The organism is Chryseobacterium tructae, from assembly GCF_030409875.1.
Taxonomy (GTDB): Bacteria; Bacteroidota; Bacteroidia; order Flavobacteriales; family Weeksellaceae; genus Chryseobacterium; species Chryseobacterium tructae.
The window spans coordinates 3,441,826-3,453,839 of record NZ_JAUFQR010000001.1; the positions used below are offsets into that span (position 1 = coordinate 3,441,826).

Here is a 12,014-nt window from a genome sequence, read left to right on the forward strand (position 1 = left end):
AAAGGAGTAAAAAGTTTAATAATGACGAAAGGTCATTATTTTTGATAAATCATCTATAGTAGCCAAAAGTATGGTCATTACTCCCGATGAAAAGGCAGTGATTGAAGTGAAAGAGTGGCTTCCGGGTACTACAGCACAAGACAAAACAAAAAACTTAACATGGTTCTTATTTGATGCTAAAAAAAAGCTGATTAGAAAAGAAGCAGGCATAACTTATGGTATCACGATTCCTAAAAATCTTTGTGGTTCATATACCTATTACATTGATGCGAGCCTTTCAGGAAAGTCAGAATTTAAATCAGGCATTTATATAAGAGGAAGATGCGACCAGAAAATTAAGACCAGCAAATGGTGTACACAAAATGATGGAGCCGATGTGCGAAAAACATATACTTTTTCTTATGGACACATTATTCATCTGAACTTGGAAACCGAAGGAATGAATGGAGATAGTGTCTATGTAGATATTTTCCGGCGCGTAAAAGGAGGTGGTGGAACAAAAGATGACCAGCACATCCATACTTATACAGACGTAAAGGTGATAGACGGAGAAATAAATCTGCAAATAGGAAATACCTATCTATGGCACGCAAGAATAGGAAAGCCGGGAAGTCAGGAAGAATTTTATGTGAAAGTAAAAGCAGGCGGAAAATATATAACAGATGGTAAAGATGATATACATGCCCGTTTTTTAAGAATAAAAAATACCATCGTAAGCAAAGCGATAGAACCTTCCCAATCTAATACTCCTGCAAAAGTAGGAGACACGAATAAAAGCATATCTTCAATAGGTCTTATTTCTTTGGAAAAAATTGCGGTAAACACAACTTATGATGTATGTAATGATGAACTAAATAATTTTAGTGATTTTAAGAATTTCTGGATATTAGAAGATAAAGGCAATTATTATCATTGGCTTAAAAAAAGAACAAATCCATTAGACACAGCCAAACCAAATCCCATACCTGTTACGATTACGAGTTTAGATAAATTTATTTTTTATGCCACCTTCAAAGCCATTTTCCCAATTGATAATTTGAGCATACGAGCTAAGGATAAGGCCAATAAATATGTTTTTCAATCTGTTCCCATAACTAAACAAACAAAAGGACAGGAATTTGTAGTGAAATTTGCAAGTGATAATGCTCCTTATGCAAATACAGTAGAATATTTTTCAAATTTTGCCCTAACTTTTGAATGTTCAATAGATGGAAAATCCTGGATATCTTGTGGAAACTCACAATTTTGTTTGTATATCACTCATGGTAACCCGGGATATTCTCTCCTATCCGGATATTTTCCTGATCCAATTGAAGGAATGGATATTACGAACGCTAAAACTGGAAAAAAAACAATTCTAGAAACAATGTTATATATTGGTTGTAGATATTCTAAAGGGGCAAAAACAGATGATGGAATTATTGAAGGAATCTTTAAACATATTGCAACAAAAAATGTAAGAAGAGTTAGAAATAATATTTCCCCTATGGGATATTGGAGAAATACAAGTAGCCTACATGATTCTAAGATGCCTTTCAGAAATGGAAGAGTTTTATTAAAAACAGGAGAAGCACGCTGTGGAGAATGGACTAGTTTTTTAAGAGATATTTGTAGAATTCAATCCGATGTTTTATTCCCAAGTGGTGTTTTTTCAGATTTTGTTATTTTTCCTGGGCTTTCAGATTATGTTTATGATGCAGGGAAAAACTTTCCAGTTGATATAAATAAAAGAAAAAGAGGAATTTTAACTTCAAATGATTTCAATGCTTGTTTTTTAGTGAGAAATTGGACATCTATAGCAGGTAAAGCGCCTATAGATAATGGCGGTAGCGCCCAAGATACATCAAACGAGCCATTAAATATGTTTTGGGATCATGTTTTTTTAAAATATAAAAATCAATATTTTGACCCATCTTATGGTCTTCATGATAAAACAATTTTTGCAGATGATAAAGCATTATTAGCATCTTATTCAAAAAAAGCCTTGTCAGGAGTTTTATATGTGAACAACAATTCTAAAAATACTTTGATAGATGCAATTGTCTATAGACCAAAAGCTGGAGAGTTTTTGGATCCTTTAAATCCCTATTCTTTAGGTCATCCGCCTAAACAGAAACTTAGATATTCAGTAATAAATTCAAAAATGGAAAACATATTATTTCCAAAAATAATTATATCATGAAACTACTTTCAATTTTAACTATTATAATAAGTTTTGCGACTTGTGGTGCATGTCAAAAAACAACAAATAATCCTAACATTAAATCTCAAAACATGAATATCAATTATTCTGAATCTAAAAAGATTTATTCTAAAAAAATTAAAGAAGATTTAACCATTGAATTTTTTAGAAAAGAAAGTAACCAAGATTTTATATGGGAGCTTTACATAATTACTCCTAAGAAAAAAGAAAATATAAAAAAAATATTAATAAAGAAGGATGAAATAAAAAAATCATCAGGATTTGCACATGGAATAAGAGAAGGTTATCAAGAAAAATTAAATGTTTTAGATGCTTTATTAAATGATTCACAAAATGAACTCATCGTGCTTTTTGATAAGTTTGGACAAATTGATATTCATATTTTTAAATTAAATATTGATTTTAACAGTAATCAGTTTGAAAATACTATACACATTAAAAATTACACTTTTCTTCCTATGGATACTCAATTGAAGGGTGAGAAATTTCAAGACTTTAAATTGGAAAATGGCACCTATCACTTGCTATTGTTACCTGAATCCAATTATAACACATACTTGTTTTATGATATTAATAATGATGCAGTAAAGGAATTAATTTTTAATGTTTCCGATTCTCAAAAAAATGCTGTTTCCATAAAAGAAGATAGTCAAAGTCCTATCATTCATGCAAATTATAATACCAAGAATATTGTGGAAGGAATTTTAAAAGATGTAGTTCAAAAATCACCTTTCAAAAACAATACCTTTAATTATCACTATAATATTGAAAATATATGGTCGAAAAAAAGTTATGAAGAAAGTAAACAACATTTGGGAAATCAATTCTTTTTTATCGATATAAATGGTAAAGCAAAAATTATGATGTATGATGGTGCAAGAAGTTGGTATATAAGTGATTATAATTATTTACTGTATAAAGATAAAAATGCAAAAAACATAGATAATATTATAGAAAAAATTAAATTAAGCCCATAAAGATTGGCTTTACATCTTCATTGATTTTAAATAATAAAAAACAATTATGAAAAAAATACTTTTCTTAGTATTCATTTTTTTGGTAATACTCGTTTCAACCAAAATATTGTTTTTCCCAATGAAGACCAAGACGAAATCAGATATAAATGCAAACACTGAATTAATTTTTTCAAAAGAATTGGACAAACAAATGTCTGTAGAATGCTATGTAAATAGTGATAATGATTTTTACTATTGGGAATTTAATAGAAAAGGCAAAGAAAATAAGACGATTGATAAGCTTAAAATTAGTAAACTTAAATTGGGAGAATATAGCCGATATGCTAACAGACCAAAATTTTATAACCGATTTAGAATTCTTTCTGTTTTTAAGGATGCAGATAATTTGGTATTTCTTATTGATAAATTCGGACAGGTTGATGTGCATATATATTCACTGATAGAAAAGAACTCTAAAACAATTATTCCAGTGAAAAAATATAAATTATCCCCAATGGATGTAGTATTATTAGGTGAGGATTTTCAAGATGTAAAAATTGTTGACAACACTATTTATACACTTTCTGTATATCTACGAGGAGGAGGTTCAATGTATTATTTCTCGAAAGTAGATCTTAATAATAAAAAAGTTATGGAAGGCTTTGTAAATGTTTCTACAGAAGATTTTGTAACCAATCCAAATAATGAAACCAAACCGATTGTTCAATTAGAAGATGGTAACTATAAAGAAACTGGGTCTGACTTTAAATTTTCTTTATTTAATAACAATCAAATAAAAATTGAGGAAAATAAAGTAAAGTCATTTGTGACAAAAATAGATTTCAAACCTCCACACATTGATAAAAATGAAGATGTTAATAAAATCATAGAATATCTACCTTAAAAGGGATGGGAAAATGAAAACAATAATCAAAATATCAGTGCTGATAATTTTATCTTCTTGTTTTGGACAGGAGAAAAAAAATAGTGTTATGGAGATATTGTATAGCAACAAGACCAATAAGTTCGAGTTAAGGCTGGAATACAAAAATTCTAATTCAAAAAACTATTGGTATTTAAAGGCAATTAATTCAAAAAATGATACTTTATTGCTGGATAGTTTTGAGTTAAATGATGAACCTAAAAATGCCGTTTTTCATAAATATGGGGATATCAGAAAGCAGATGATGGTTGGAGATTATACTTTGGAAAATGATATTTTTTATATTGTTCTCTATAAAAATTCAAATGTTTTTCTTCAAGAAAGTAAAATTAATGGTAATAATGTTGATAAAAAGGAATATAAAATAGGTGAAGATAAGAGAGGGAGTTATGAAAATTTTGGTGATCCTACTTTCAAAGCTGAAATAAAAAACATAGACAATCAATTTTTTATATCCTCCCAATATTGCCCACTCATAAAATTCCAAAAGCAAACAAAAGAACTTAATAAAATTATATTTTTTGACACAACAACTTCAAATTATATAGATTCTTTTGCAGAGAAGAATAACTTTAAATACAATGAAAAATTCATAAAAACAGTTATTCTTCCCAATAATTTAAAACCAATATTTTCAGAATATATAAAAAATCCGAAAGGTAGTACAGAAAATCATCTCAGTATATTCAGAGAATTAAAATATTCAGAAAAGTACAGTTATTCTTTATTTCAAATAGAAGATCTTAATATGGATAATGCCAATTTAAGAAATGAAGAAATATCTGATTTTATGCTATTCAGCAATATTGATATTAAAGACAATGAACAAGTAAAGAATGCAATTTCGTATGTATTAGATTCTTATAATAGTTCGACCAATAAATTCATCAAAGATTATTTGGGATATCTAAAGAGAATAGAAAAGAGGAAGTGTTTTGTTTTTTTTACAAAGATGTTTCCGATAAAATTAATATTATCAGGTACAACAAGGATAACTCATATTGGATGTTAGGTAATTATAAAGAAGAAAAACTTGTTCAGAAAAATTAATTGATATTAAACATTTAGATGTTTGGTATAGGGAATCTCAATCATAGAATACCTACCTTAAAAGAGACTTATTACCTTGTTTTTGTTTTTTGAATATATTAAATCCACATTCTTTAGGTTACTCATCTAAGCAAAATTAGATATTCAATAATAAATTCAATACTGGAAAACATATTATTTTCAAACATAGCTATATCATGAAACTATTTTCAATTTTGATAACTATAATCAGTTTTATGATTTGCAATGCATATCAAAAGACCATAAATAATTCTGGCATTAAATCTCAAAACATGAATATCAATTATTCTGAATCTAAAAAGATCTATTCTAAAAAAATTAAAGAAGATTTAACCGTTGAATTTTTTAGAATAAAAAGTAACAAAGATTTTATATGGGAGTTCTACATCTTTTTATTTCATGAAAGATGATATCAATAAAGCAAATGGTTTTAATGAATATTTGAATAGTAAATAAGCGTAATATCTATAGTAAATCTTATGAATATATATAGACTTTTAATTCTTATCTTCTTGCCATTCTTATTTATAAATGGCAATAGGCAAACGAAGCTTGAAGGTAAAACCTATGTTGCAGAAATTGGTGCTACTTGTAAGGATGGGATTGGAATGATATACACATCCAGAATTCTAAAATTTGATAAAAATACAGTAACAAGCTCTTACAAAGTTGTTGCTTCTGTTTCCAAAGAAAGGAAAAACACATACGAACAGATGTATGACAATTTAACCAAAGTCTATAAATGGAAAATTGAAAAAAATGTTTTGATATTTGAAAATTGTAAAGAATTTGGTACGTTGAAAATTCAAAATTCAAAAATAATTGGGTATGACAATGATTGGATGAAAGCTATTGAATTTAAAGAACAAACCAAATAAAAAATTAACAATGAAAACTTTTCTTACGATTTTTAGCATTTTGATGTTGAGTATCTATTGCAAATCTCAAGCAATTAAGAAACCTGTTAATGGCTTTTATTTTAAAAATTCAAAAGAATTTACGAATAAAGGAAACATGATTTGGAATAAACAAGGAGACTTTGCAGTAATAAAATTAGGATATTGGCGAGGTGATTGTTGTGGAGGGGTAGCTATGGCTGAACAAGTTACTGGCAAAATCAATAAGGACACAGTATTTTACAACAAAAATTATAAGCGAGACCCTAATTGTGATAGTAAAATTGGACTCTGTGGAAACGCAATTGATTTTGTTATCGATATCAAAAGATACCCTAATTACAGAAAATTAATTTTTAAAGAAATTGTAAAATGACAAAACATTTTGATAGACAAGAAAAGATTAACGGTTTAGTAAAAGTAAAAATTCACAATACCAACATTTTCGGTTTCTCTCAAATTTAGAATCAATTAATTCGACTTATTCACAAACATTCGTTTAAAAAAAGATCATTTCATTATAGATATTTCAAATTTATTTATATTTTAGCATATTCTTAAATTTGTGAAAATGAAAAAACAGCTACTTTTATTTGCCTTTTCAACTCTGGCACTTGCTTCTTGTAATGACGATAACCTTAAAGCCTATGAAATGGATATTATGAAAGGGGATTGGAAAGAAGTAAAAACAGAAATTATTTCAGGAAAAGATAATAAAACTGTGCTTAAAACAATACTTCCGGAAGGATGTAGTGCTAAAAATACACTTTTCTTCAAAACAGACTTTTCCACGAGCTATACAGCTTATGATGGGGATCCAGACGGAACCAACTGTCAGATTGCTGCTAAAAGCGAAGGAAAATACACTTACGACGCTGATTCTAAGATCTTAAACATTCAGTTTAGTGGTGAGGATGCCGGAGATATGAAATTCAAAGTCGATATGCTTACTGCACAAGAACTTAGATTAGCACCGCAATATGGAAACTATGATGTAGATGGAGATAAAGTGATCGACATCACTTACGTGACTTACAAAAGATAAAATATAAACTCCCGTCAATCGGGAGTTTTTTATTACTTTTATCTCACATTTTAAAACTGAATACAATGAAGAAGATTCTATCAGCATTTCTACTGCTGTACTTTACTATTGCCTTTTCGCAAGAAAAAAAACCGATGTTTTGGCAGGACATTCAAAATTTCAAAAAAGAAAATCAAGAAAACCCACCGCCTAAAAATGCTATTCTATTACTAGGAAGTTCATCTTTTACCAAATGGACGGATGTAGCAGAATATTTCCCTACCAAAACTATCATTAACAGAGGGTTTGGAGGTTCAAGACTCACCGATCTCAACTATTTTGCTGATGATCTGTTGTCTCCATATCAGCCTAAGCAGATCATTATCTATTGTGGAGAAAATGATTTTGCAGACAATCATCAGCTGAAGGCCCAGAAAGTTGTTAAAAGATATAAGACCTTTTACAAAAAGATACGTGCAAAATTTCCAAATATAGAAGTGGATTATATTTCAATGAAATACTCTCCCAGCCGGGAGGTGCTTTGGCCACAGATCAAAGAAGCCAATGCCAGGATTGAAGCTTTCATGAAAAAGCAACCTCATTCAGCATTTATTGATGTCACCAAAGCCATGGAGGATGCTAACGGGAATGTAAGAAAAGATATTTTTGTGGAAGATATGCTTCACTTTAAACCAGAAGGATATCAGATTTGGACTAAAGTGATGACTCCTTATATGAAATAAAAAAAACTCCCGATTTATTCGGGAGTTTTTTGTTTATTATTTCTTTTTCTTTGATTTAGAGATTGCTTTTTGCTGTGCTCTGTTGGCTCCAAATTTCTTAGGTGCTTTTCTTTTTGAAGGACCACCCCAGTTTTCTTTGGTATTCTTAGCTTTTTTCTCATGGAAAGCTGCACCTCCATCATTCAATTTTACCTGTGCAGGGTTTTTCATCACCACCTCATCTTTTTCAGAAGCAATTTTATTAGGATTAATTTTAACACCTTCAGGGAAGTCATTAAAATGTAAATCTTTATCCATCAAAAGCTCTATATCAAGAATTAAAGGCTCTTCTTTTTTAGTAACAAATGTCACTGCCTTCCCTTCTTTATCTGCTCTACCTGTTCTACCGATTCTGTGAATATACTGCTCAGGGATATCAGGTGTTTCAAAGTTGATAACATGGGTAATATTTGAATATCCAAACCTCTGGCCATTACATCTGTGGTAATTAGCCCTCTGATTTCTTCATTTTCAAAACTTTTCATCGCCTTAAGTCTGTAATTCTGAGACTTATTAGAGTGAATCACATCAAACTGTTCAGGGAAAAGCTCATCAATTTTAGTAAAAAGAAGATCTGCGTGTTTTTTATTATTATTAAAAATCAACACTTTAGACATATCTTCATTATTCTTTAATAAGTGCTCAAGTAAATTGATCTTTGTATTAAAGTTTTCTACTTTATAAGCAGTTTGTTCAATTTTTTCAAGTGGTGTTCCTGATTTTGCCAATGAAATTTCAATCGGGTTGGCAAAATATTGATCCAACATATCATCAACTGCCTCAGTCATGGTTGCAGAGAAAAGAATATTTTGTCTCTTCTCTTTCATCATTTCAAAAATATGAGTCAATTGAGGTCTGAATCCAAGGTTAAGCATTTCATCAAATTCATCAATGATAAGCTTTTGTACCTCTTTCAGGGAAATAGCATTGTCGATAGCAAGATCCATTACTCTACCAGGGGTTCCCACCAAAATATCGCAACCATCATTGAATAACAATTTCTGGGTATTGATATTTTTACCACCATAAATGCCAATAACTCTTGCAGTGATATTTTCTGTTAGCTTCTCAAGAATCTCTGCTACCTGTACCACCAATTCTCTTGTTGGAACAAGTACCAAAACAGTTGGGTTTCCAGTCTTACTGTATTTCCAAGTTTTAAGAACGGGTAAAAGATAGGCCAATGTTTTTCCTGTTCCGGTTTGTGCAATTCCCATTACATCTCTCCCGGAAAGGATAGGCTTTAAACTTTTTTCCTGAATAGGTGTAGGCTCAAATAATTCTAAATCCGCTAAAACATCAAGAACTTTAACCGGCAGGTCAAAATCCGCAAAAGTGAGTTTTTCCATTTTGCAAAGATAGGTATTAATATTATAATGTAAAATCGGGTTTTAAGCAACAGACGATAAGGTTTGAAAAAAAATAATAACCAAAAAACTTCATCTAAGACTCAAACCACATTACTCTTCCCCTTTATCACTTTCTCGTTACCCTTAATAAAAGGATTAAAACTAAAATAATTGAGAAAGCAAAACCTAAAATCCCAACTAAAGACAACTCTCCTATTCTTGGCCCTGATTCTGAAACAAAAACAATTGCCGTAGCAATAATATTCGCTCCCAAAATCATTGCTAAAATCAGATTAATGACACTTGATTTTATCAATTGGTTGGTCTTCTCTATATTTTTAATCTCACTGGAGACTGTAAATTTATTTTCATCCAGTTTTTGAAGTACCGAACGAAGCTCTCTTGGAATTTCATCTACATTGTCTGTAAAATTCATCATCCGATCCATTCCTGTTTTTAAAAGGTTTTTCGGATTGATCTTTTTAGTGAAAATCTTTTTAGTATAAGGATGAAGACTTTTGACAATATCCAGATCAGGATTGATATTTCTTCCGACTCCTTCTATGAGACTAATTCCTTTAAATAAAAGATAAAAATAATCCGGCATATATAACCTGTTGTCCTTCAGGATATCCTTCATTTTATTGATAATCACCTGAACGTTGATCTCCTGTAATGAGGAACTATGCACGAAATTCAAAATGTCTTCTACATCGTTTTCAAATCGTCTTTCATCAGGGATCTCATAGCTTATGGCCATTTTTTTGAGATAACGAACTATTTTATGTGGATTCTTGGCAACAAAACTCACAATAAGATTTTCAAGAATCTCTTTATCATTGGGCTGAATTTTTCCTACCGCCCCAAAATCAATAAAAACAATTCTGCCATCTTTTTTCACTAAAATATTTCCGGCATGCGGATCGGCATGAAAGAATCCGTAATCTAAATCTGAGAGACAAAGAGCCTTAATCCCGCTTCAGAAACTTTTACAGGATCAATATTATTTTCTAACAGGGCAGATTTATCCGTCACTTTGATCCCATCGATGAATTCCATACAAAGAATATTATTGTTGGAAAATTCATCATACACTTTAGGGACATAGGTTTCTTTGTTATTTTTAAAATTGAGTCGGAACTGTTGGATGTTATTTTTCTCATTAATCAGAGATACTTCTTCTAATAATGATCTTTCGAAAGTGGAAATAGCCTGTTTAAGATTAAGCTTCTCTCCTATTTCTGAATAAGTAGAGATTAATTTTTCAATATCCTTGATTAATAATAAGTCATCTTCAATGACTGATTGTACATCGGGTTTTCTAAGTTTCAAAATCACCGGACTTCCATCCAGTAAAACGGCTTTATACACCTGTGCAATAGAAGCTGTGGCTAATGGTTCTTTCTGAATTTCCAGGAAATGATCTTTCACAGAGATATTAAACTCACTTTCCAGTGCATCTTCTACCTCCATATTTACTACTTCTACCTTATCCTGAAGCTTCTGAAGCTCTTGAATGAGTTCCGGCGGCAACAGATCTTCCCTGCTGCTGAATGTTTGGCCAAGCTTTACAAAAGTAGGTCCTAATTCTTCTAAAGCCAGTCTGATCCTTTCGTAAACGGTTCCTTTTGAAATTATCTCATCCGAATTACCAGAAATATCTTCCTGTTTATTTCCACCATTCATTCTGGCCAAAATATCTTTAAAACCGTATTTACTTAATACAGAAATCAATCTTGCTGATCTTTTCAGCTTTCTTTGTTGCTTATCAAACATAATGTATCAATAGTAAGTGCAATTTACTCCAAAAACTATTCCTAATGCTATATTGCCTTAGGTTAAGAGTAAAAAAATTGGGTTAAGTGGCTGGAAGTTGCAAGCTTGGGGTTGGAAGTTACTTTTAGCCATACGATTACTATCTGTGTTCTTATTTAGTTCTTTAAAAACGAAACTAGAAAAAGAATTATTCTTTATAGTTTTTATTAATTTCAGTCTCCAATTGCTAACTTCATACTCATCTTAGTAAAATTATCAGCTTGAATTTAGCTGATTTCATAAAAAACATCTGCAAAATCACTACATAGAGATTAAAAATATCATCATATAATCAGCATTTTAAATGATTAATTCTAATCATAATGAAAAAACAATGCTATATATAACAATAATTTATATATTTATAAAGTACAAACATTAAAACAAACCAATAAAAGTATTACAACATGAAAAATTTACGCAACAGCAAACTTTCAAGAGGACAATTAAAAGGTATTGCAGGAAGTGGGAGTATTCCCCCAATCAAAAACTGTACATCCGAATGCTGCCCTACTGATGGAAGACAAACATGCCCTTGGCTTATGTGTCCTGATGTAGTTTGTCCACAGTATTCATAAAATACCCCATTAAATTTTAGGTAAAAGAGAACAGAGTGCTTGTTTATTCTGTTTTGTTTTATAAAAAACAAATATTTATGCTTGATTTTCTATAACAGTAAAGAGCATAAATTACTATTTCTAATAAGAATAATCTTCTTTTATTTTACACAACTAATTAAAAATAATATTAAAAATGAAAAATTTACGTAACAGCAAACTTTCAAGAGAACAATTAAAAAACGTTTCAGGAAGCGGAATCATCATTGGTGGCGGTCAATGCTCACGTCAGTGCTGCCCTACAGACGGACTTCCAAAATGCCCGGGAATGATTTGTCCTGCGGTAGTTTGCCCACAGTATTTATAAGATACATTTAAATTTTAGGTCAATAAAAACAGAATGCTTTCGCATTCTGTT

11 protein-coding genes and 2 pseudogenes are annotated in these 12,014 nt (G+C 30.4%); 10 read left to right on the forward strand and 3 right to left on the reverse strand.

Annotated features, from left to right (window positions below):
- Nucleotides 1-97: 97 nt before the first annotated feature.
- The 8 genes from QWZ06_RS17155 to QWZ06_RS17190 all read left to right on the forward strand — a co-directional run bounded on the left by QWZ06_RS17155 (nt 98) and on the right by QWZ06_RS17190 (nt 7,836).
- The gene (locus QWZ06_RS17155; protein WP_290299870.1) at nt 98-2,182 is read left to right on the forward strand and encodes a hypothetical protein; all 2,085 of its coding nucleotides are present in this window, start codon (nt 98-100) and stop codon (nt 2,180-2,182) included.
- The gene (locus QWZ06_RS17160; protein ID WP_290299871.1) at nt 2,179-3,180 is read left to right on the forward strand and encodes a hypothetical protein; all 1,002 of its coding nucleotides are present in this window, start codon (nt 2,179-2,181) and stop codon (nt 3,178-3,180) included. The genes QWZ06_RS17155 and QWZ06_RS17160 overlap by 4 nt, the downstream gene beginning before the upstream one ends.
- Before the next feature lie 46 nt (nt 3,181-3,226).
- Nucleotides 3,227-4,063: a hypothetical protein gene (locus tag QWZ06_RS17165; protein WP_290299873.1), complete on the forward strand. Its 837-nt coding sequence runs from the start codon at nt 3,227-3,229 to the stop codon at nt 4,061-4,063.
- Between the two features lie 13 nt (nt 4,064-4,076).
- Complete coding sequence (locus tag QWZ06_RS17170) at nt 4,077-5,114, forward strand: transcriptional regulator (RefSeq protein ID WP_290299875.1); 1,038 nt, start codon at nt 4,077-4,079, stop codon at nt 5,112-5,114.
- 538 nt (nt 5,115-5,652) lie between these two features.
- Nucleotides 5,653-6,051, forward strand: a complete 399-nt coding sequence (locus tag QWZ06_RS17175) for a hypothetical protein (protein WP_290299877.1) — start codon at nt 5,653-5,655, stop codon at nt 6,049-6,051.
- 10 nt (nt 6,052-6,061) lie between these two features.
- The gene (locus QWZ06_RS17180) at nt 6,062-6,445 is read left to right on the forward strand and encodes a hypothetical protein (RefSeq protein WP_290299879.1); all 384 of its coding nucleotides are present in this window, start codon (nt 6,062-6,064) and stop codon (nt 6,443-6,445) included.
- Nucleotides 6,446-6,640: 195 nt separating this feature from the next.
- Complete coding sequence (locus tag QWZ06_RS17185) at nt 6,641-7,114, forward strand: lipocalin family protein (RefSeq protein WP_290299880.1); 474 nt, start codon at nt 6,641-6,643, stop codon at nt 7,112-7,114.
- A gap of 65 nt (nt 7,115-7,179) precedes the next feature.
- Nucleotides 7,180-7,836, forward strand: a complete 657-nt coding sequence (locus QWZ06_RS17190; protein ID WP_290299882.1) for a GDSL-type esterase/lipase family protein — start codon at nt 7,180-7,182, stop codon at nt 7,834-7,836.
- Nucleotides 7,837-7,872: 36 nt separating this feature from the next.
- On the opposite strand, the pseudogene QWZ06_RS17195 reads toward QWZ06_RS17190, so the two are convergent.
- From QWZ06_RS17195 to QWZ06_RS28310, 3 genes and pseudogenes are all read right to left on the reverse strand, one after another.
- A pseudogene (locus tag QWZ06_RS17195) lies at nt 7,873-9,224 on the reverse strand (DEAD/DEAH box helicase).
- 127 nt (nt 9,225-9,351) lie between these two features.
- Nucleotides 9,352-9,984: a hypothetical protein gene (locus tag QWZ06_RS28305; RefSeq protein WP_494337518.1), complete on the reverse strand. Its 633-nt coding sequence runs from the start codon at nt 9,982-9,984 to the stop codon at nt 9,352-9,354.
- 69 nt (nt 9,985-10,053) lie between these two features.
- A pseudogene (locus QWZ06_RS28310) lies at nt 10,054-11,000 on the reverse strand (ABC1 kinase family protein); the annotation flags it as partial.
- A 446-nt stretch (nt 11,001-11,446) separates the two neighbouring features.
- Here QWZ06_RS28310 and QWZ06_RS17205 point away from each other — a divergent pair.
- Nucleotides 11,447-11,617 (forward strand): hypothetical protein, encoded by a 171-nt coding sequence (locus QWZ06_RS17205; protein ID WP_167386989.1) that lies wholly within the window; start codon nt 11,447-11,449, stop codon nt 11,615-11,617.
- A gap of 175 nt (nt 11,618-11,792) precedes the next feature.
- A complete protein-coding gene (locus tag QWZ06_RS17210; RefSeq protein WP_164975739.1) occupies nt 11,793-11,963 on the forward strand; it encodes a hypothetical protein in 171 nt (56 codons plus the stop codon).
- Nucleotides 11,964-12,014 lie beyond the last annotated feature (51 nt).